This window comes from Faecalibacterium sp. (assembly GCF_052358865.1).
Classification (GTDB): domain Bacteria; phylum Bacillota; class Clostridia; order Oscillospirales; family Ruminococcaceae; genus Faecalibacterium; species Faecalibacterium butyricigenerans.
Map to the genome: position 1 here is coordinate 1 of NZ_DAWCVJ010000009.1, position 20,111 is coordinate 20,111.

The following is a 20,111-nucleotide window of genomic DNA, read 5'->3' on the forward strand; positions in this document are numbered from 1 at the left end:
CATGGCGGTCGGGCTCCATGCCGTACATCTCTCCCACCTGCCGAACGGTGATGGCAGACTTGATCTTTTGATATAAACTCAAAATCTCTCCTTTGCTCAAAGGTTTTGGCACGGATCATTTTAATCCCTACCACGTTCAAAATCACCGGTGTTCCCAAAATGGGAACTTCGGTGAAGCCGGTCTCCCTTGCTGCCTCCCGACAGGAAATCTTTTTGGACTCTGTGTCGGCCCCATGCAGGGCGCTCGCTCCCCCGATGGGAGGTCTTGGCGGTCTGGGCAGTTCGGACGGTCATTCTGTTCTCAAGGTTCTGTTATGAAAGATATTTCAGAGGGCTTTCGCGGGAAGCCCTTAATATGTTCACTGCTGGGGAGTTAATATGTTTTCTTTCTGTCTATAGGATAGCACCACGATGGCCGCTGTGCCGTATATCCATAATGTCGGAAAACAGGTGCAGAAACTGCAAAATTCCACGCTTATGGACAGGGACCGCCGGAAGTGGTATACTGTGCAAAAAACATCGGAGGTGCGACCATGAACATCAAGCTGACACTGGGAGAACGGCTCAAAGACCTGCGTGTGGAGCGGAATCTGAAGCTGGAAACGCTGGCAGAGCAGACGGGTCTGTCCAAATCGGCACTGTCGAAATATGAGAGCGACGATGTGACCGACCTCAGCATTTATGCGGTGACAACGCTGGCTGAGTTCTATGGCGTGACCACGGACTACCTGCTGGGGGTGACGGAAAACAAAAAACGCCCAGATGCAGTCCTTTCGGACTTGCATCTGAGCGATGGCGCAGTGGACGTATTAAGGAATGGAAAATTCAATCATCGGCTGCTGTGTGAGCTGATCGTGCATGAGAATTTTCAGAGGTTCATGACCGATCTGGAGATCTATGTGGACGGATATGTCAGCGCAAACATTCAAAACCTCAATGCTGGTCTGGAAGCGACCCGGCAAATGCTGAAAAAGAAGTATGCAGCAGATGAAAACGATTTGTACATGAGCACCTTGAAGCTGGGGCAGATCGATGAAGATGAGTACTTTGGCCGGGTCTTGTACGATGAGTTGGTGGCCATCCTGAAGAACATCAAGACGGAACACCGCAAGGACAAGACCACTTCGGATGGTTCAATGATCGATAACCTGATGAAGGAACTGGAGGATGCACAGAAACATGAAGGGTCTGCGGATGAAAAGAAGATTCGAACGGCATTGAAGGCAATCGGAATCAACTACGATAAGCTGACAGAGGATGAAAGAAAGCTGATAAAGAAGATCCTTTATAAAACGGCAATGCTGAAACCGGGGACACTTGCAGGCAACCGGGGCAAGCACAGACGCTGATCATTTGCCCTGTGTCTCATAGGAAAAACGCTGCTGCGGCAGGAAGGAGAACGTACACCATTGGTTCCTCTGCAAGCCTGCGCTGGGCAGGCAAAAAACGTCAACAGCCATGCCCATCCGCGCATTCTTCTGCCGCAGAACAGGTGCTTGCCGGAGCCTCTCGCAGCCCCTTTTCCGCGTCAGCCGGAACCAAGGTGTAACACACTAGACTTTGCAGGCAAAGTCGTGTGCCAAAGGGGTGCTGCCTCTCGCCTGTCGGCTCGGTCAGGTGCTTCAAAATGTACTGCATTTTGAGGTCGCCATTGGCGACCCGCACCCCTTTGGAAACCCAAGAGAAACGCCCATCAACTGCGCTGCTCGTCCTCGGCCAGTGCGCTGATCCGCTTGCCCATGGCCTTGACCAGCGGAACGACAAGCGCATTCCCTATGGTGAAATAGCGCAGTCGTTCCAGCATCCCGGCTGTCCAATCATCCGGGATGCCGTTGAGCCGTTCGCATTCGATGGGCGTTAGCGTACGCAGACGTTGCGCCTATGGGACTGAGAAGGTTTTTACAGATGAATATCTTTCGGGTCCACATAGTCCTCAAAGTAATCCAAACCGTGGGCAGGAACGATACCCAGTATCTGTTCCCGAGCGTTGCGGGCCGCTTCTGCGTCACCATTGATGATGCTTTGGTAGATTACCTCATGCGAAGCTTCCGTTATTGCATCCATGCTTCCCAGTGAAAGCCCGGCCGCTTTACGGCGATGGACGCGGGTATAAATCAGGTGCCGGATGTGGGAGGAAATGAGCTGCTGCACCATCATGTAAATATCCATATAAAGCTTGTTGTGGCTCATGCAGATGATCTCATAATGGAACGCAAAGTCGGCCTGGACCACATCATGGAGCTTTTGTTGGTTTTCAATGTCGTCGTTGTAGATCGCTTCCAGGCGGTTGTATTCATCCAGACGATCTTTCAGCTTCTGGCGGTCCTCTTCCGTGGAAGAAATGATGGCAATGTTGGTGCACTCCCCTTCCAGCAGGTTGCGCAGCTGCTCCACATCCCGGCGGCCTTCCTTGTTGTCGTACAGAGGAGCCAGTTCACTGAAAATGGGCTGAACGGAAAAGTGAGCCACAAAGGAGCCTTCGCCCACGCGCGTCTCAATGAGGCCCAGCGTGCTGAGCTTTTGCAAGGCCATCCGCACGCTTAGGCGGTTGACGCCATAATATTCCGCGAGTTCTCCTTCGGACGGAAGCTTGTCTCCCTCTTTCCAGACCTGGTCCAGCAGGCTCTGCTTGATAGAGTCGCTGACCTGGTCCACCACGGACAGCCGCCGGATCTTTGGGCTGCGGAGTTTCTGTAATGCCATGATTATTCTCCATTTCCGCTTCGCGTTTTATGTCCCAAAGAATCCAAAACCATATTCCTCAGGCGAAATAATTCCCGAAACTAATTGCAAGATTTTGTGAATGCAACTTTTTCCATTCACAATCTAAGTATAAGTTTTTTGGGGGTGGACGTCAAGCTAAGGATTTAAAGTGAAATTTGTAAAATGAACAGTTTTTTCATAAATAAAAAATGCTGCACAAGGCAACGCCCTGTGCAGCATTTTCCGTTGTTTAGAGGTTATGATCCATGACGGATTTGATGGATCTGTATTTTATCTTTGCGTTGGGGCGTTGGAGACGGGTTTAGCCTCCAATGACGACCTTGCGGCAGGTTGCCAGGAACTCGTCGGTCATTTCCTGGCCGATACCGGGCAGATCGGGCACGGTGTAGTAACCGTTCTCGGGTTTGTAATAGTACTTGCCGGCCTGGATGAAGATGTTCTTCAGGTTTGCGTTGTGCTCCTCATGGATGGTGAAGTTGGGGATCGCGGCTTCGACCTGCAGAGCAGCGGCGGTAGCGATGGGGCCGCCGCAGACATGGATCTGAACGCCCATATCGTAGACCTGAGCCATATCACAGATCTTCTTGGTTTCGGTGATGCCGCCGGTGTTGCACAGATCGGGCTGGATCACGGACAGGGTGCGGTCCTCGAAGAACTGCCGGAAGCCCCAACGAGTGTAGCTGCGCTCACCCGTTGCCAGAGGCAGGTCGCATTTCTGCTTGATGTGGCGGAAGTTGCTGGGGTTCTCGGGGCTGGTGGGTTCCTCAAAGTACATGATGTGCAGCGGCTCCAAAGCCTTGCCCAGCTCGGCGGCGGTGTTGGCGTCCAGCAGAGAGTGGATTTCAACGATGATGTCCATATCGGGGCCGCCGGCCTCACGGCAGGCTGCAATGCGCTCTACCGAGCGCTGCAGGTCGTGCTGACGATAGCAACCGCGAATCTGAGTAGTGCCCTGGCTGCCCCAGATCTTTTCGAGCGGGGTGTCGGGATCGGTGGGAGCAAAGACGGGGTCTACCTTGATGGCATCGTAGCCGTCGCGGAGGGCGTTTTTGGTCACTTCGTAGTAATCTTTCGGGTCGAACAGCAGGCCGATAGCCTCGCCCTTGTTATCTTTCTGGATCAGGTCGCTCCAGCCGAACTGCAGCTGAGAAGCGTATGCGCGGAGCTTCGGATTGGTCTTGCCGCCCAGCAGCTTGTAGACGGGAACGCCGAGGGCTTTGCCTTTGATATCCCAGCAGGCGGTATCGATGGCAGCCATAGCAGAGGTGATGACAACACCGCCGCCCATGCCCCAGAAAGTGTGGCGATGCAGGTGCTCCCAGATCTTCTCCGTATCAAACGGGTCCATGCCGATGATCAGCTTGGCAAAATCTTGGCACTGACCAAATGCTGCTTCAAAGCTGTTGCCATATGCCAAACCGGCTTCGCCCCAGCCGTAAATGCCTTCGTCAGTGTTGATCTTCATAGTGATGAACTGGCCCAGATAACACTCAACACTCGTGATTTTCATAATAGATGCTCCTTCCCAAATAATGGATTTTGGTGAGAATGAGGAGAAAGGTTATTCGATTACGACCTTGCGGCAGGTTGCCAGGAACTCGTCGGTCATTTCCTGGCCGATACCGGGCAGATCGGGCACGGTGTAGTAACCGTTCTCGGGTTTGTAATAGTACTTGCCGGCCTGGATGAAGATGTTCTTCAGGTTTGCGTTGTGCTCCTCATGGATGGTGAAGTTGGGGATCGCGGCTTCGACCTGCAGAGCAGCGGCGGTAGCGATGGGGCCGCCGCAGACATGGATCTGAACGCCCATATCGTAGACCTGAGCCATATCACAGATCTTCTTGGTTTCGGTGATGCCGCCGGTGTTGCACAGATCGGGCTGGATCACGGACAGGGTGCGGTCCTCGAAGAACTGCCGGAAGCCCCAACGAGTGTAGCTGCGCTCACCCGTTGCCAGAGGCAGGTCGCATTTCTGCTTGATGTGGCGGAAGTTGCTGGGGTTCTCGGGGCTGGTGGGTTCCTCAAAGTACATGATGTGCAGCGGCTCCAAAGCCTTGCCCAGCTCGGCGGCGGTGTTGGCGTCCAGCAGAGAGTGGATTTCAACGATGATGTCCATATCGGGGCCGCCGGCCTCACGGCAGGCTGCAATGCGCTCTACCGAGCGCTGCAGGTCGTGCTGACGATAGCAACCGCGAATCTGAGTAGTGCCCTGGCTGCCCCAGATCTTTTCGAGCGGGGTGTCGGGATCGGTGGGAGCAAAGACGGGGTCTACCTTGATGGCATCGTAGCCGTCGCGGAGGGCGTTTTTGGTCACTTCGTAGTAATCTTTCGGGTCGAACAGCAGGCCGATAGCCTCGCCCTTGTTATCTTTCTGGATCAGGTCGCTCCAGCCGAACTGCAGCTGAGAAGCGTATGCGCGGAGCTTCGGATTGGTCTTGCCGCCCAGCAGCTTGTAGACGGGAACGCCGAGGGCTTTGCCTTTGATATCCCAGCAGGCGGTATCGATGGCAGCCATAGCAGAGGTGATGACAACACCGCCGCCCATGCCCCAGAAAGTGTGGCGATGCAGGTGCTCCCAGATCTTCTCCGTATCAAACGGGTCCATGCCGATGATCAGCTTGGCAAAATCTTGGCACTGACCAAATGCTGCTTCAAAGCTGTTGCCATATGCCAAACCGGCTTCGCCCCAGCCGTAAATGCCTTCGTCAGTGTTGATCTTCATAGTGATGAACTGGCCCAGATAACACTCAACACTCGTGATTTTCATAATAGATGCTCCTTCCCCCAATAATGGATTGTGGTGAGAATGAGGAGAAAGGTTATTCGATTACGACCTTCTTTGCGTTGGCAATGTAGAACTCGCTCATTTCCTGACCGATGCCGGGCAGCTCGGGAACGGTGTAGTAGCCGTCCTTGGGAGCGTAGTAATATTTTCCGCCCTTCACAAAGGCACTGGTCAGATTGGCGTTGTGCTCTTCGTGGATGACAAAGTTGGGAATGGTTGCTTCCAGCTGCAGAGCAGCAGCGGTAGCGATGGGGCCGCCGCAGACATGGATCTGGACGCCGATGTCGTAAACCTGCGCCATATCGCAGATCTTCTTGGTCTCGGTGATGCCGCCGGTGTTGGCCAGATCGGGCTGGATGACGTTGAGAGTGCGATCCTCAAAGAACTGACGGAAGCCCCAGCGGGTGTAGCTGCGCTCGCCCGTTGCCAGCGGCAGACCGGACTTCTCTTTGATATGCTTGAACATATCGGCGTTGCAGGGCATCGTGGGCTCTTCGTAGTACATGATGCGGTAGGGCTCCAGGGCCTTGCCCAGTTCTACGGAGGTGTTGGCATCCAGCAGGGAGTGGATCTCAACAATGATGTCCATGTCGGGGCCGCCAGCCTCGCGGGCTGCTGCGATGCGCTCAACAGAACGCTTCAGGTCATGCTCGCGGTAGCAGCCACGGATCTGGGTGCCCTGGGTGGCCATGACATCGCCCATGGGGGCAGGCTCGGTGGGAGCAAAAACCGGGTCAATCTTGACCGCGTCGTAACCCTCGTCAAACGCTTCTTTGACGACACGGTAGTAATCCTTCGGGTCATACAGCAAAGTCAGGCCGTCCTTGGCCTCAATATCCTTTCGCCAGCCGAACTGCAGCTGAGAAGCGTATGCGCGGAGCTTATCGTTGGTCTTGCCGCCCAGCAGCTTGTAAACGGGAACACCGAGAGCCTTACCCTTGATATCCCAGCAGGCGATATCGATCGCAGCCATGGCGGAGGTAATAACGACGCCGCCGCCCATACCCCAGAAGGTGTGGCGATGCAGGTGCTCCCAAATCTCCTCTGTGTTGAACGGATCCATACCGAGGATCAGTTTGCCAAAATCCTGGCACTGGCCAAATGCAGCTTCTGCAGACTTGCCGTAAGCCAGGCCCGCCTCGCCCCAGCCATAAATGCCGGAATCGGTGTTGATCTTCATGGTAACAAAGCCGCCGATCGCGCCAGTGCCCAGATAACATTCGACACTCGTGATTTTCATACGTGGAACCTCCATTCTAATGGTGTTGTGATTTGAACTTATTCCGTCGGAGTTTTGGCTCCGAAAGGTTCTGAATTAAAAGCCTCTTCCACCCCTTATCCGCACCCTCTGTTGTTTGGGAGGGTGCGGATAAGATTTAAGGAAGATGGTATGATGGGAAAAAGTGACAAAGTGTAAAAGAAAGTGTAAAAGAGAAGAACTCAGGATTCTGAGGCTTCCTGGTAATCCTCAGCCCATACGGACGTGTGGATCTCGATGTTGCCCGTCTTGGAGCGCCAGAAGCCGATGAGGCCGGCGATGACGATGACCACAACATTGATGACAGCCAGGCCGATGTTCATGGAGAGCAGGCTCTTCCACAGAACGACCAGGAACAGCGCCAGAGAAACACAGCAGATGGTGTAGTACAAGCCATCGGGCACATGGTAGCGAGACTGCTTCCAGGCATCGGGATATTTTTTGGGCATCTTGATCTCAGCTGTGAAATTCAGGATGGCGAATGCAGAGGTGATCAGCTGGACCATATTGGTGATGGTGGTGATGGACAGACCAAAGACGATGGGGATGATGCCGACGACATACATGAAGGTCAGGATGTAGGGGCGGGCACCGCTCTTGTTTTTCTTGCCGAAGCTCTTGGGCAGCCAGCCATCATCACAGGACTGACCGATGGTGATGGAGTTGTAGGCAAAGCTGGAGTTCAGGGTGGAAAGCAGAGCCATGATGGGGCCGCCGATGATGAAGAAGTAGAACAGCCAGGTGGGGAAGATGCGCTGAGCAGCGAATACCAGAGTAGTGGAGTTGCCGTACTCTTCCACGCTCATTACGCCAACGCCTGCCATGGCAACGCCAACATACAGGATGCACAGGGTGGGTACGCAGAGCAGCAGGACAAAGGGGATATCTTTACGGGCATCCTTGGAGTCACGGCCATAAGCAGTGGTCATGTAGTAGCCCTGGGTGGAGTAAACGAACAGCAGGACTGCACCGAGGAAGCCGCCGCTGATCTGACCATTGTTGAAGGTGATGCCCCAGCCATTGATGGCAAAGTTGGGGTCGCTGAAATCGAAGATGGGCAGCTTCATCTTGAAGATACCGACAATCGCAAAGAGGATGAGGGCTGCGATCAGAAGCCAGGTCATCATTTTTTGTGCTTTTGCCATGATGTCAACGCCCATCAGGTTGACGATGTAGAAGAAGGTCAGCAGCGTAACGCCCACAATGACCCTTGCCCAATGGGAGTTCAGCGCCGGGATGATGTCGCCCAGGTAAGCGGCAGCGGATGCACCGAACAGAGAGAGCGACAGGCACTGGGTAAGATACATGTAAGCGAAAATGCCGGATGTTCGAGGACTGGACAGATCGCACAGCATGGAGTAGTTGCCGCCGCCCAGACGCAGGGTGGAAGAGATGAAAACGAAAGGAAGGATCATGACAAATCCCATCAGGATCGCCACGAAATACGCCAGCCATGCGGAGTAACCAGTCATTTTGATGGCAGGGACGATCAGAGTGATGACGCCTGCACCGATGACCTGACCGATGGCCAGTGCATAGAGTTCGGTTCTACCAAGAGTACCTGGTTTTGGGACGGGTTCTTTTACAACGTGAATCGCCATGGTGACAGCTCCTTTTCTTTTTAGTATGATTGAGCGACCGATTACTCGATCACCTTGTACAGCGTTGCGCGGTCAATGGCTTCCTGCAGGAACTCATTGCCGATGCCAGGCAGATCGGGAACGGTGAAGTAGCCGTTTTCCGGCTGCAGATTGTACTTGGTCAAGCCCACAGAGGTATCCATGCGGTTGCAGGTGTGGTGCTCGTGGATCAGGAAGTTGGGCAGGGTGCACTCAAGATGCAGGGCAGCGTTGGTGGTCAGAGGGCTGCCTGCGCAGTGGACCTGGATGCCCACATCGTAAGCATGGGCCATATCGGAGATCTTCTTGACCTCGGTGATGCCGCCGCAGTTGCCGATATCGGGCTGAGCCAGCTGAAGCAGGTTCTTCTTGAAGTACTCTGCATATTGCCAGCGAGAGTACAGACGCTCGCCGTTTGCGATGGGCACGGAGCTGTACTTGGCAATGTATTCCACGGTCTGGGTGGTAGGCGTGTTGGGCTCCTCAAAGGCCATGATGTTATACTTTTCTGCCAGCTTTGCCAGCTGCACAGCTCCCAGCGCATCCGGGTAGGAGTGGTTCTCCATGATGATGTCCACATCGTCGCCGGCGGCTTCACGGGCGGCCTTCATGCGGGATTCTACCATCTTCAGCTGTTTTGGAGTCAGCAGGCCGGTGGTATCTAGGAAGTTGAGGGGCTTGCCTTCTTCATCACGATCAAAGAAATCGATCTTGATCGCGTCAAAGCCTTCGTCCAGTGCCAGCTTGACGTTGTGTGCGTAATCCGCGGGGGTCACAGCCCACAGGTGTTCGGAAACGCCCACTTGGCCCCAGCCAAACTGCAGCTGGCTTGCGTAGGTGCGGAGCTTGTCGCGAACCTTGCCGCCCAGCAGCTGGTAGCAGGGAACATTGAAATACTTGCCTTTGATGTCCCACAGAGCTACATCGATGGCTGCGATGCCGGAGAAGACGACCGGGCCGCCGTTCTGGCCCCAGAACGTCCGCTTGTACATGGTCTCCCAGATGAACTCAGTGCGAAGCGGATCCATACCGATGATCAGCTCTGCCAGATCGCAGACCATGCCAAATGCGCCGGAACCACCAACGCCGTAGGCCATGCCGGCTTCACCGTCACCACAGATGCCGACGTCAGTATGGATCCGGCATCCGATGGGGCTGTTCTGCTTGCTGTTTGCAGTCGGCAGGCGGAACACCTCGACCTTTGTGATCTTCATAGAATTGCCTCCTTTTTCTATCGTCAAGGACAGCTTAAGCGCAGCTGCCTCTTCTTACCAATGTTGATGACTAGCGGGAGAATATCAACTCAATTGTTCAGTTGTTCGCTAAGTGAACTATAGCAAAACTCGACAACTTTGTAAAGAGGTTTTGTGCAATTCTACCTTTTGATGGTTTTTGGAGGAGGCTCTTTGTTCAAAATCACAAAACGAGCGTATTGGGGCGGATTTGTAATGAGGTGACGTTCGAAAGAATTCTCTACGGGCTAGAAGAGATGACTGCGTCATGAGTGCGTTGGATATTTTGGATAAAGGCGACCATCGTGTCAAATCACTTGAATCACTGGTCTTTTGTGATACAATAAAATTAGAGGGCGAGAAAAAGCAGTAAAGCAGGTTGACCATCGACAGTGATAGAACCACGGATGATTTGATATTGGCCCCAACGCGGAGCAGATTATGGGGTGGGTAAGAGCTATAAGCCAAATAGATTTGAGGAATTAAAAGAAAGCTCCTGTTTTAATTTTAAGAAAAAGGAGGCTCCCACCATGACCGAACAAGCACTCCGCAAAATGATTGCTGCAGGGGAAAGCACCCGGCAGGAGTTTAAGTCATGGGTGAAGTGCAAAGACTACCGGCAGCGGAAAGATCTTGCGGTGAAAAGTGCGGTTGCGCTGGCAAATACAAAGGGCGGCGTTTTGCTGTTTGGTGTGGAAGATGACGGCACCATTACGGGCTGCCCCAAGAGTGACCCGCAGGCACTGATGGAAGCCATCTACGATATGACCCGGCCAAGCCTGTTTACCGAAATCGAGCCGGTGGAAACCTCTGACGGTGTGGTGCTGGTGGTATCGGTGGAGAAATCCAGTTCTCATGTTGCCACCACCGGCGGCATCTATTACAGGCGACTGGGGAACGTGACAAAGCCCGACTACCCTGCAAACGATGTGTACTCCCCTGCTGACAACCCGGATTTTTCGGCAAAGATCGTGGCGGGCGCAACCGAAAACGACATTGACCTGCTGGAAGTGTACCGCCTGAAAGAGAAGCTGCGGATTCGGGATGCAGGCTCTGCCCTGCCGGACTTGGCAGATACCACCTTTCTGGACAACCTGAACCTGATCCGCATGGACAAGGACGAAGTGCGTGTAACGGTGGCAGGGCTGCTGTTTGTGGGCAAGGCGGCTTCCATTGCCCGGTTGCTGCCGCAGGCAGAGGTGATCTACCTCCATTACAGCGACGAAGCGCAGACGGAGTACGACAACCGCATGGATATGCAGGAGCCGGTGATCTCGATTCTGGATAAGCTGACCGAACGCATCCGCACCTATAACCGCCTGACCAATGTGCAGGTGGGGCTGTTCCGGCTGGAGGTGTACGATTTCTCCGAAGCGGTTTTTCAGGAGGCTTTGCTGAATGCGCTGGCGCACCGCTCCTATGAGGACATGGCACCGGTCTACGTCAAGCACTACCCCACAAAGATCATGATTGAGAACCCCGGCGGCTTTCCGGGGGACATCAACGAAAGCAACATCATCACCCACCAATCCATTCCCCGGAACAAGCTGATTGCCATGACCCTTCAACACCTGAAGTATGTGCAGCGTTCCGGGCAGGGGGTGGACATTATGTTCCAGAGTATGCTCACCGAGGGCAAGCCCTACCCGGAGTACGCCAGCACGGCCAACTCCGTCCGGCTGACCCTTCGCAGTGCGATGGAAAACCAGAACTTCGTGCGTTTCATCGCAGAGACACAGGATAAGCGGTCCAAGATGTTCACGCTGTCGGAGCTGATGATTCTGCACTATCTGCGGGAGCACCAGAAAATCACCCTGAAGCAGGCGGCAAAGACGATTCAGGAAACCGATGACAATGCCCACAAGGTTCTGAACGCTCTCCGGGACGAAGGGTTTCTGGAACTCAACGGCAAGACCTATATGCTGTCCCTCAAGGTCTACGAGACGGTGAAAACCGATGTGGCCTATGTGCGGGACAAGACGGTCAGCCAGATTCAGGCAAAGGATCGGATTCTTGAATATCTGAAGCATAAGCCGTCGATTACGAATCAGAAAGCTCAAGAGCTGTGTGGGGTTAACAAGAATCAAACCTATTATATCCTGCACCAGATGTGCAAGGACGGCATCTTGCAGCCTGATGGCGTAGGTCGAGGAACGAAGTACAAAAGCGTGATGTGAAAATTTACGCTGACTTTTACGCTGAAAGTTTGATTTACGCTGAAAATACGCTGACTTTCCGGGATTTACGCTGAAAATACGCTGACTTGGTATGGTTTGCGCTGAATTTACGCTGAGAAACGCGCGCCGCGCGATTAGCGACTTTGCCGCGCGTTTTCTGCGGATCAATCTTCCAGTCTGCCGTGGTCGCACCCCAGCGACAGGTAGTGCTCCATCTCCCCTCTCAGCACCATCTGGGCATACTCCAAGGGCTTGTTATAGAGCAGCCAGTCCAGTTCTGCCCGCTGTGCCGGGGAGTTGCCGTATTCGTTCTCCACAGCGGCACAGTCGATGGCAAGAGTGGTGCCCTCCGCAAACCGGGCTTCCACTGTCTGGGAGTAAGTGCACAATTTTTGCAATACAAAAAGCTGAGCACCTGTTTTTCCACAGATGCTCAGCTTTGCTGTGCTTATTTTTGAGGACTTACCTTTGAGCTTTCAATGGTTTGAAGGAACACCATTTGGCAACAACCCCGGTTGTCATAAGATCAGAACGGAGAAAGATTCTGAAAAAGTGGGATCTGTCGGTAAAAATGAAAATCAGAAAGGGTGAGATCTGCCGCTATACCAGTGCGCTGGGTCTGGAAGTGCTGGACCGCCGCTATGTCTTTGCCCCCGAAGCTGCGATGAGGCAGGCGATGGACTGGTACAAGGAAAGGATATAAACGCGCGAAAACAGGAAGAAAGGCCCCTCCTGTAAGGCAAGGGTCAGCGGCATCCTCCCCCGCAGCCCTCGTCGAAGGCCCCGGTTTCGAGCTTTTTGCACACCTCATGGAGAGAGGTGCACTCGCAGGTGTAGAGGCGGCGCATCTCATCGGTGGCGGGCGAGAGGTCGGGCACCATCACAGTGACGAAGCCCCCGGCTGCGCCGGCCCGGACGCCGTTGTAGCTGTCCTCCAGCACCAGTGTCTCGGCAGGGGCAGTGCCCAGCTTTTCTGCGGCCAGAAGAAAGATGTCCGGCGCAGGCTTCGAGCGGGCCAGATGCTCGCCGGAGATGATGGCTTTGAAGTAATGACTCAGCTGCCAGTGGCCCAGATGGCCCTCGATGATGGTCATGGGGCTGGAAGAGGCCACCGCCATCGGGATGTGGTGGGCGTCCAGCCACGCCAGAAGCTCGTCAAGGCCCGCCATCTTGGGCACGGGCTTGGTGAAAGCCTCATAGCCCAGCCGGTACAGCTCTTCCACGATGCCCGCAGCGGGGCAGCCGTCGCCGTAGAAGCGGCGGAGCACATCGCAGGTGCCGGATCGCGTCGTGCCCCGGGAGGCCTGCGAGAGGCCTTCCTTATAAGAAAGGCCGAACTTTGCCAGCGCCGGCGCCCAGCAGGTATCCCAGATGCGCTCGGTGTCGAACATCAGCCCGTCCATGTCGAAAATAACGCCCTGTATCATAAAACAAGCTCCTCTCGGCAGAAAATCGTTCGTATTGGTCCTATTGTATCATGTTTTCCCGCTTTTGCACACCGCCAAGGTCATAATTTGTGACAACTTACCCGCCCCAAAGATGAAACATTTTTCGGTTGCTTGCAAATCCGGTCGGCGGCATTATAATAGAAAACAACATTCGGCAATTTTGGCGCGAGGCGTGCAGCCTGCGCGGCGCTGTGTGAGATCAGAAAAGAGGGAAATTTATCATGTTGGACATCAAGATCACTCGTACTACCTGCCCGAAGGAAAAGCCGCAGGACGAGTCGAAGCTGGGCTTTGGCAAGAAGTTTACGGACCATATGTTCGTTATGGATTACACCGAGGGCGAGGGTTGGCACGATGCACGCATCGTCCCCTACGCACCCTTCCAGCTGGACCCCGCCACCGTGGTGTTCCACTACGCACAGGAGATCTTCGAGGGCATGAAGGCTTACCGCACGGCGGATGACACCATCCAGCTGTTCCGCCCCGAGTGCAACGCAAAGCGTATGCAGGACTCCGCCGACCGTCTGTGCATCCCTAAGATCCCCGTGGAGGACTACATTCAGGCCGTCGAGGCTCTGGTGGATGTGGACCGCGACTGGGTGCCTCATTCGGACGGCGCTTCCCTGTACATCCGTCCCTTCATTTTCGCAAACGATGTGGGTCTGGGCGTCCACGCCTCCAAGCACTATATCTTCTGCATCATCTGCGCTCCGTCGGGAGCTTACTATGCCGAGGGCATCAACCCCGTCCGCATCTACGTCGAAGACGAGTACATCCGTGCCGCTCCCGGCCTGACCGGCTTTACCAAGTGCGGCGGCAACTACGCTGCTTCCATCAAGGCCGGTGAGCTGGCCGAGGAACAGGGCTATGCACAGGTGCTGTGGCTGGACGGCGTCGAGAAGAAGTACGTCGAGGAAGTCGGCAGCATGAACATCATGTTCAAGATCGACGGCAAGGTCTACACCGCCGCCACCGTGGGCACCGTCCTGCCCGGCGTCACCCGCCGCAGCTGCATCGAGCTGCTGAAGGATTGGGGCTATGAGGTCATCGAGGGCAAGCTGGCCATCGCCGACATCATGCAGGCTGCCCGCGACGGCAAGCTGGAAGAGGTCTTCGGCACCGGCACCGCTGCGGTCGTCTCCCCCGTCAAGGAGCTGGTCTGGAAGGGCGAGCACGCCTACATCGGCGACGGCAAGATCGGTGCAGTCACCCAGAAGCTCTACGATACCATGACCGGTATGCAGTGGGGCAAGATCCCCGATACCAAGGGCTGGATCGTCCCTGTGGAAAAGAAGTACTAAGCCTTTAGGGCTTCCATACGCCGCCCGGCCCTGCGCCCGGCGGCGTTTTCTGTACCCGGTGTGGATTGCAATTCTCCTCCGTGGGTGATACACTTAAAGCATACCTATGACGAGAGGGAATGAGAAGATGATAAAGAAGTGGAGCATCCGCTACCCCGCAGTGGGGGGCGAAGAAGAACGCCGGGCCTATGTTTACCTGCCCACCATGTACGACGCCGACCCCGGGCGGCGGTATCCGGTGCTGTATATGTTCGACGGGCAGAACGTATTTTTTGACGAGGACGCCACCTACGGCAAGAGCTGGGGCGTGGCCGATTATCTGGACTACACCGACACGCCCCTCATCGTGGCGGCAGTGGAATGCAACGCAGGCGCAAACAACGAGCGTCTGGTGGAGTATTCGCCCTACCGCTTCGACGACAAGCAGTACGGCCACTTTGATGGCAAGGGCAAGGACACCTTGAACTGGTTCGTCCACGAGTTCAAACCCTTCATCGATGCCAACTACCGCACTCAGCCCGACCGGGCGCACACCTTCATCGGCGGCAGCTCCATGGGCGGACTCATGAGCCTGTATGCCCTTTTGCAGTACGGCGATGTGTTCGGCAGGGCAGCGGCCCTCTCGCCCTCGCTGTGGGTGGCCCCAGAGGCCCTGACGGCGCTGGTGGGCCGCTGCAAGCTGGCCCCGGGCACGGTGCTTTATATGGATTACGGCTCCAAGGAGATGGGAAACCACGACGGGATGCGGAAGGGCTTTGGCGAGATGTGCAGCAGGATCTTTGCCCGCGGCATCAACCTGACGGCTCGCGTCGTGCCCGGCGGAAACCACAGCGAGGCCAGCTGGGAAAAGCAGCTGCCCTTCGTGTTCCACACTCTGATGTACGAGCTGTAATATAGCAGTTTGCGTTTTTAATGCACAAGCAACATCCGCAAACTGCATATCGCAAATATGCTATTTTGATAGGCGCTATTTTTGAAGATTGCGATAAAAAAGAGGAGGAAAGTATATGGAGATGCAGTATTTCAAGGAATACAGCCCGGCACTGGGCCGGGAGATGGAGTGCAAGATCTACGGGCACGGGGGTCGGCCCATGCTGTATATCCCCTGTCAGGATGGCCGCTTCTTCGATTTCGAGGACTTCCACATGGCAGATACCCTCGCGCCGTGGATCGAGTCGGGCCAGATCATGGTCCTGTCCATCGACACGCTGGACAAGGAGACGTGGTCGGACACCAACGGCGACCCCTACTGGCGCATCCGCCGGTATGAGCAGTGGCTGCGCTACATCGTGGACGAGGCAGTGCCCAAGCTGCGCTATCTGTCCAAGGAGCGCAACGGCTGGGACGACCTGCCCGGCGTCATCGCCTTCGGCTGCAGCCTCGGCGCGACCCACGCGGTCAACCTCTATCTCCGCCGCCCCGACATCTTCTGCGGCTGTCTGGCCCTCAGCGGCATCTACACCGCTCACTACGGCTTCGGCGACTACATGGACGAGCTGGTCTATATGAACTCCCCTGTGGACTATATGCGCAACTTCCCGGAGGATCACCCCTATATGCAGCTGTACCGGAACCAGAAGGCCGTCATCTGCTGTGGTCAGGGCGCATGGGAGCAGCCAGACACCACATGGATGCTCAAGCGCATCTTCGAGGCAAAGAACATCCCCGTCTGGGTAGACCTGTGGGGCCACGACGTCAAGCACGACTGGGATTGGTGGTATAAGCAGGTGGTTTATTATATGCCGTATATTCTGGGGTGATGGCCCTCTCAGGCGCTGGCGCGCCAGCTCTCCCAGAGGGAGAGCCATTGGCAAGCCGGACAACGATGAGCTGGACGCTGGAAGCATAATATGGCATGAAAGAGCGGGCCTTGCTTACGGGGACAGGCGCATCTACACAATGCGCTTTTGTCTGGCTGCTGTTGCCCGTGACAGCAGGGAACTACCGTTTCTGAAATAAAAGGCTTTTCTCATTCTGGACGAGCCTTACCGGCACGCCAGTGGCTCCCCCTTTGGGGGAGCTGTCACCGAAGGTGACTGAGAGGGCTATAGAGGACGAAAAGGAAAGAAGAATCGAAAATGCAGAATTTTATCTTTATCTCCCCCAATTTCCCGACGAACTACTGGCAGTTCTGCCGGGAGCTGAAGAACGACGGCATGAATGTGCTGGGCATCGGCGACCAGCCCTACGATGAGCTGAAGCCTGAGCTGAAGGACAGCCTGAACGAATACTACAAGGTCGGCAGCCTCGAGAACTACGACGAGGTCTATCGCGCGGTGGCGTTCTTCGCCTTCAAGTATGGCCGCATCGACTGGCTGGAGTCCAACAATGAGTACTGGCTGGAGCGGGACGCCGCCCTGCGCACCGACTTCCACATCACCTCCGGCTTCCAGACCGAGGATATGCCCCGCATCAAGTACAAGAGCAAGATGAAGGAGTATTACAAGAAAGCCGGCATCGCCGTCGCCCGCTACCACATGGTGGACGACTTCGACGGCTGCAAAGCCTTCATCAAGCAGGTGGGTTATCCGGTCGTGGTCAAGCCCGACAACGGCGTGGGCGCTTCTGACACCCACAGGCTGGCCAGCGACGAGGAGCTGAAGGCATTCCTTGACTGCAAAGCCGCGAACCACCCGGACGTCTCCTACATCATGGAGGAGTTCGTCCATGCCGAGGTCAACAGCTACGACGCCATCATCGACGCCTCCGGCAACCCCATCTTTGAGGCCGGCAATGTCAGCCCCGTGTCCATCATGGACATCGTGAACAACGACGACAACTCCATCTACTACATCATCAAGGATCTGCCCGAGGACACCCGCGCCGCAGGCCGTGCGGCCGTCAAGAGCTTCGGTGTCAAGAGCCGCTTTGTCCACTTTGAGTTCTTCCGCATGACCGAGGATCAGGCCGGCATGGGCAAGAAGGGCCAGATCGTGGCCCTTGAGGTCAATATGCGCCCCTGCGGCGGCTTCACCCCCGATATGATCAACTTTGCCCGCTCTACCAACGTCTATAAGATCTGGGCCGACATGATCGCCTTCGGCGGCACCGATATGCCGGTGGGCGAGCACTACTACTGCCCCTTTGCAGGCCGCCGCGACGGCAAGAACTTTGTGTACAGCCACGAGCAGATCATGCAGAAGTACCAGAAGAACATGAAGATGGTGGACCGCATCCCCGACGCCCTCTCCGGCGCCATGGGCAACCAGATGTACGTCGCCACCTTCGCCACCCGGGAGGAGATGGAGCAGTTCTACGCCGATGTGCTGGCTGTCACGGACGGCGATGCTGCCGCCGCACAGGCCGAGCTTTCGCAGGTACTGGCGCTGGGCGAGCCGACCACCAAGGCCCTGACCCCGAAGCCGGATCTCAGCCCGGTGGTCAAGCCCACCACGGCAGTCACCAAGACCCCCACCCGCGCTGTCACCAAGACTGGCCGCAGAAGCCGGAAGTGATCTCTCCACAAAAACTTTACAAACCGCAGCCGCAGAGCGAAAGAAACGCCTCTGCGGCTGTTTTTTGGCATGAGGGCGAATGTGATGATTGACAGAGCCCCGTGAAAAGTTGTAAGATAATCAGGATGCAAGAAAAGAAAAATCTCGCAGAATGAGCTGAAAGACAGGAGAATTTTGATATGAAGCTGTATAAGAAGATCGCCTCTCTGCTGGCGGTGGCCGCGCTGGCTGCCGTGCTGATGCCGGTGTGCATGGCTGCTCCCGGCGACTCCATCGAGACCCGCCTGAACAATGCGTTCGCCCTGCGTGCCAGCACAGAGTTTTACGAGGAGGTCGTCACCACCTCCCCGGACGGCACCACCCAGACCATGACCGCCGCCCGCAGCAACGGCAACGCCTACATCAAGATGGACATGGGCGAGGCAGGTCAGCTGGTCTACATCCTGAAGGATGGTCAGGGTTATCTGGTGGATGCCGCCTCCAAGCTGGCTGTCAAGGGCGAGGTGCCTACCGTGACCGTGAGCGAAGAGGCCGTCTCCGGCGAGGCACAGGCCATCCCCTGCACGGAGACGACGATGAACGTGAACGGTCAGGACTGCGAGGCCCTGTCCTATACCCTCACCGGGGACGACGGCCAGACGTCCACCGTCTCCTACTGCCTGGTCGGCGATGACCTCAAGTATGTGGTCACAGACGCTGCCGAAGGACGCACCATCGTGGAGTACCGCGTCACCTCCACCAGCGTGGACCAGAACCTCTTCATCATCCCTGCGGACTATCAGATCATGACGCAGGAGGAGCTGGCCGCACAGATGGGCCAGTAAGGGCGTTTCAGATGCGACACGGGAGCTGCTTCGGCAGCTCCTTTTTGTTGTCCGTTGCCCCGGAATGTGCTATACTGTGAGCAACAGAATGTATGAGAGAATGAGGAGAATCCTATGAAAATTCCCGCAAACGGCTTTACCCATGCAGGCAAATTCCACGCGGACGATGTGTTCGCCACGGCCCTGCTTCAGATACTCCGCCCGGACATCCGGATCACCCGCGGCTTTGTCGTGCCGGACGACTTCGACGGCATCGTGTACGACATCGGCTTCGGGATGTTCGACCACCATCAGGAACCCCGGGAGACCCGTGCCAACGGCATCCCCTACGCGGCCTTCGGCCTGCTGTGGCGGGTGCTCGGCCCCGGTCTCGTGGGCGAGCGTCAGGCCCGGCTCATCGATGAGAACTTCATCCAGCCCCTCGACCTGAACGACAACACCGGCGAACAGAACAGCCTCTGCGACGCCATCGGCTTCTTCAACCCCGTCTGGGACTCCAAGGAGGATCAGGACGCCTGCTTCTTCAAGGCGGTGGCTGTGGCAAAGCAGATCCTCGAGAACCAGATCGAGAGCGCCAACGCCGTCAACCGCGCCGACGAGAAGGTCCAGCAGGCCTACAAAAACTCCCGCGACGGCATCGTGGTGCTGCCCTGCTATCTGCCGTGGAAGAACGGCCTGTACAAGACGGACGCCCTCTTCGTCATCTATCCCAGCCAGCGGGGCGGGTGGAGCGCCCAGTGCGTCACCGACCACAAGACCAAAAAGCCCAAGCTCCCCTTCCCCCAAAGCTGGGCCGGCCAGCCGCAGGAGGTCATCGAGCAGAAGAGCGGCCTCGAGGGCATCAGCTTCTGCCACGCCAGCCGCTTCCTCATCACGGCCAAGGACAAGGAGACGGCGCTTGCCGCCTGCCGTCAGGTGCTGAAGAACAATGGCCGCCTCTGAGAAGCCGGCCTACGTCTATATGGTGCGCTGCGCGGGCGGACAGCTCTACACTGGCTGGACGAACGACCCGTCCGCCCGCCTCAAGGCCCATCAGAGCGGTCGGGGCGCGAAGTACACCCGCGCCCACACGGCGCTGGACTTTGCGTATCTGGAGGAGTGTGCAGACAAGTCTGCCGCCCTCCGGCGGGAGATCGCCCTGAAAAAGCTGCCGAAGGCCCGGAAGGAGGCTCTCTGCGCCGGGTGGGCCGCTGCGAATATGCATCTAAATATGCATAAAATTTGAATATATTTAGAAAATAATGCATAAACATACAAAATAACAGAAAAGGACCGCCAAATCTGCACA

General features: G+C 55.9%; 19 protein-coding genes. 10 read left to right on the forward strand and 9 right to left on the reverse strand.

The genetic code is table 11. The features are described 5' to 3' along the window. The first annotated feature begins 533 nt into the window (after positions 1 to 533). On the forward strand, positions 534 to 1,349 hold the full coding sequence (locus tag ACT8X9_RS02810) for a helix-turn-helix domain-containing protein (RefSeq protein WP_113991720.1): 816 nt from the start codon (positions 534 to 536) through the stop codon (positions 1,347 to 1,349). Positions 1,350 to 1,693: 344 nt separating this feature from the next. On the opposite strand, the gene ACT8X9_RS02815 is transcribed toward ACT8X9_RS02810, so the two are convergent. From ACT8X9_RS02815 to ACT8X9_RS02845, 7 genes are all read right to left on the reverse strand, one after another. Beyond that, complete coding sequence (locus ACT8X9_RS02815; protein WP_444268085.1) at positions 1,694 to 1,870, reverse strand: DNA cytosine methyltransferase; 177 nt, start codon at positions 1,868 to 1,870, stop codon at positions 1,694 to 1,696. Between the two features lie 29 nt (positions 1,871 to 1,899). Continuing rightward, on the reverse strand, positions 1,900 to 2,703 hold the full coding sequence (locus ACT8X9_RS02820; protein WP_444268056.1) for a FadR/GntR family transcriptional regulator: 804 nt from the start codon (positions 2,701 to 2,703) through the stop codon (positions 1,900 to 1,902). Positions 2,704 to 3,025: 322 nt separating this feature from the next. Next, positions 3,026 to 4,234: a mandelate racemase/muconate lactonizing enzyme family protein gene (locus tag ACT8X9_RS02825; RefSeq protein WP_444268057.1), complete on the reverse strand. Its 1,209-nt coding sequence runs from the start codon at positions 4,232 to 4,234 to the stop codon at positions 3,026 to 3,028. A 51-nt stretch (positions 4,235 to 4,285) separates the two neighbouring features. Beyond that, complete coding sequence (locus tag ACT8X9_RS02830) at positions 4,286 to 5,491, reverse strand: mandelate racemase/muconate lactonizing enzyme family protein (RefSeq protein ID WP_444268058.1); 1,206 nt, start codon at positions 5,489 to 5,491, stop codon at positions 4,286 to 4,288. Positions 5,492 to 5,543: 52 nt separating this feature from the next. Then, positions 5,544 to 6,749 (reverse strand): mandelate racemase/muconate lactonizing enzyme family protein, encoded by a 1,206-nt coding sequence (locus ACT8X9_RS02835; RefSeq protein WP_444268059.1) that lies wholly within the window; start codon positions 6,747 to 6,749, stop codon positions 5,544 to 5,546. A gap of 200 nt (positions 6,750 to 6,949) precedes the next feature. Next, positions 6,950 to 8,368 (reverse strand): APC family permease, encoded by a 1,419-nt coding sequence (locus tag ACT8X9_RS02840; RefSeq protein ID WP_444268060.1) that lies wholly within the window; start codon positions 8,366 to 8,368, stop codon positions 6,950 to 6,952. A 41-nt stretch (positions 8,369 to 8,409) separates the two neighbouring features. Then, the gene (locus ACT8X9_RS02845) at positions 8,410 to 9,600 is read right to left on the reverse strand and encodes a mandelate racemase/muconate lactonizing enzyme family protein (RefSeq protein WP_015565672.1); all 1,191 of its coding nucleotides are present in this window, start codon (positions 9,598 to 9,600) and stop codon (positions 8,410 to 8,412) included. A 548-nt stretch (positions 9,601 to 10,148) separates the two neighbouring features. Between ACT8X9_RS02845 and ACT8X9_RS02850 the strand changes: the two genes are divergently transcribed. Further along, a complete protein-coding gene (locus tag ACT8X9_RS02850) occupies positions 10,149 to 11,795 on the forward strand; it encodes an RNA-binding domain-containing protein (protein WP_444268061.1) in 1,647 nt (548 codons plus the stop codon). A gap of 164 nt (positions 11,796 to 11,959) precedes the next feature. On the opposite strand, the gene ACT8X9_RS02855 is transcribed toward ACT8X9_RS02850, so the two are convergent. Then, positions 11,960 to 12,193, reverse strand: a complete 234-nt coding sequence (locus ACT8X9_RS02855) for a DUF6061 family protein (protein ID WP_444268062.1) — start codon at positions 12,191 to 12,193, stop codon at positions 11,960 to 11,962. Between the two features lie 173 nt (positions 12,194 to 12,366). On the opposite strand from ACT8X9_RS02855, the gene ACT8X9_RS02860 reads away from it, so the two are divergent. Beyond that, complete coding sequence (locus tag ACT8X9_RS02860) at positions 12,367 to 12,498, forward strand: hypothetical protein (RefSeq protein WP_444268063.1); 132 nt, start codon at positions 12,367 to 12,369, stop codon at positions 12,496 to 12,498. Positions 12,499 to 12,541: 43 nt separating this feature from the next. On the opposite strand, the gene ACT8X9_RS02865 is transcribed toward ACT8X9_RS02860, so the two are convergent. Beyond that, positions 12,542 to 13,222, reverse strand: coding sequence for an HAD family hydrolase (locus ACT8X9_RS02865; RefSeq protein ID WP_444268064.1), 681 nt, complete (start codon positions 13,220 to 13,222; stop codon positions 12,542 to 12,544). Between the two features lie 242 nt (positions 13,223 to 13,464). Between ACT8X9_RS02865 and ACT8X9_RS02870 the strand changes: the two genes are divergently transcribed. From ACT8X9_RS02870 to ACT8X9_RS02900, 7 genes are all read left to right on the forward strand, one after another. Next, positions 13,465 to 14,544 (forward strand): branched-chain amino acid aminotransferase, encoded by a 1,080-nt coding sequence (locus tag ACT8X9_RS02870; RefSeq protein WP_227621178.1) that lies wholly within the window; start codon positions 13,465 to 13,467, stop codon positions 14,542 to 14,544. A 127-nt stretch (positions 14,545 to 14,671) separates the two neighbouring features. After that, entirely contained in the window at positions 14,672 to 15,436 is a 765-nt protein-coding gene (locus ACT8X9_RS02875; RefSeq protein ID WP_249233918.1) for an alpha/beta hydrolase, read from the forward strand. Between the two features lie 115 nt (positions 15,437 to 15,551). After that, a complete protein-coding gene (locus ACT8X9_RS02880; protein ID WP_227621180.1) occupies positions 15,552 to 16,304 on the forward strand; it encodes an esterase family protein in 753 nt (250 codons plus the stop codon). 318 nt (positions 16,305 to 16,622) lie between these two features. Next, positions 16,623 to 17,999 carry an ATP-grasp domain-containing protein gene (locus tag ACT8X9_RS02885; protein ID WP_444268065.1) on the forward strand — a complete coding sequence of 459 codons (1,377 nt, stop codon included), beginning with the start codon at positions 16,623 to 16,625 and terminating at the stop codon, positions 17,997 to 17,999. Positions 18,000 to 18,178: 179 nt separating this feature from the next. Beyond that, positions 18,179 to 18,823, forward strand: coding sequence for a hypothetical protein (locus ACT8X9_RS02890; RefSeq protein ID WP_444268066.1), 645 nt, complete (start codon positions 18,179 to 18,181; stop codon positions 18,821 to 18,823). Between the two features lie 114 nt (positions 18,824 to 18,937). Continuing rightward, a complete protein-coding gene (locus tag ACT8X9_RS02895) occupies positions 18,938 to 19,765 on the forward strand; it encodes an MYG1 family protein (RefSeq protein WP_444268067.1) in 828 nt (275 codons plus the stop codon). Further along, positions 19,752 to 20,048 carry a GIY-YIG nuclease family protein gene (locus tag ACT8X9_RS02900; protein WP_227621184.1) on the forward strand — a complete coding sequence of 99 codons (297 nt, stop codon included), beginning with the start codon at positions 19,752 to 19,754 and terminating at the stop codon, positions 20,046 to 20,048. The genes ACT8X9_RS02895 and ACT8X9_RS02900 overlap by 14 nt, the downstream gene beginning before the upstream one ends. Positions 20,049 to 20,111 lie beyond the last annotated feature (63 nt).

What these genes read in the sequence shown, in the direction of transcription:
- ACT8X9_RS02810 (WP_113991720.1), top strand. Translation starts at nt 534, where the DNA reads ATGAACATCAAGCTGACACTGGGAGAACGGCTCAAAGACCTGCGTGTG.
- ACT8X9_RS02820 (WP_444268056.1), bottom strand. Translation starts at nt 2,703, where the DNA reads ATGGCATTACAGAAACTCCGCAGCCCAAAGATCCGGCGGCTGTCCGTG.
- ACT8X9_RS02825 (WP_444268057.1), bottom strand. Translation starts at nt 4,234, where the DNA reads ATGAAAATCACGAGTGTTGAGTGTTATCTGGGCCAGTTCATCACTATG.
- ACT8X9_RS02830 (WP_444268058.1), bottom strand. Translation starts at nt 5,491, where the DNA reads ATGAAAATCACGAGTGTTGAGTGTTATCTGGGCCAGTTCATCACTATG.
- ACT8X9_RS02835 (WP_444268059.1), bottom strand. Translation starts at nt 6,749, where the DNA reads ATGAAAATCACGAGTGTCGAATGTTATCTGGGCACTGGCGCGATCGGC.
- ACT8X9_RS02840 (WP_444268060.1), bottom strand. Translation starts at nt 8,368, where the DNA reads ATGGCGATTCACGTTGTAAAAGAACCCGTCCCAAAACCAGGTACTCTT.
- ACT8X9_RS02845 (WP_015565672.1), bottom strand. Translation starts at nt 9,600, where the DNA reads ATGAAGATCACAAAGGTCGAGGTGTTCCGCCTGCCGACTGCAAACAGC.
- ACT8X9_RS02850 (WP_444268061.1), top strand. Translation starts at nt 10,149, where the DNA reads ATGACCGAACAAGCACTCCGCAAAATGATTGCTGCAGGGGAAAGCACC.
- ACT8X9_RS02860 (WP_444268063.1), top strand. Translation starts at nt 12,367, where the DNA reads ATGAAAATCAGAAAGGGTGAGATCTGCCGCTATACCAGTGCGCTGGGT.
- ACT8X9_RS02865 (WP_444268064.1), bottom strand. Translation starts at nt 13,222, where the DNA reads ATGATACAGGGCGTTATTTTCGACATGGACGGGCTGATGTTCGACACC.
- ACT8X9_RS02870 (WP_227621178.1), top strand. Translation starts at nt 13,465, where the DNA reads ATGTTGGACATCAAGATCACTCGTACTACCTGCCCGAAGGAAAAGCCG.
- ACT8X9_RS02875 (WP_249233918.1), top strand. Translation starts at nt 14,672, where the DNA reads ATGATAAAGAAGTGGAGCATCCGCTACCCCGCAGTGGGGGGCGAAGAA.
- ACT8X9_RS02880 (WP_227621180.1), top strand. Translation starts at nt 15,552, where the DNA reads ATGGAGATGCAGTATTTCAAGGAATACAGCCCGGCACTGGGCCGGGAG.
- ACT8X9_RS02885 (WP_444268065.1), top strand. Translation starts at nt 16,623, where the DNA reads ATGCAGAATTTTATCTTTATCTCCCCCAATTTCCCGACGAACTACTGG.
- ACT8X9_RS02890 (WP_444268066.1), top strand. Translation starts at nt 18,179, where the DNA reads ATGAAGCTGTATAAGAAGATCGCCTCTCTGCTGGCGGTGGCCGCGCTG.
- ACT8X9_RS02895 (WP_444268067.1), top strand. Translation starts at nt 18,938, where the DNA reads ATGAAAATTCCCGCAAACGGCTTTACCCATGCAGGCAAATTCCACGCG.
- ACT8X9_RS02900 (WP_227621184.1), top strand. Translation starts at nt 19,752, where the DNA reads ATGGCCGCCTCTGAGAAGCCGGCCTACGTCTATATGGTGCGCTGCGCG.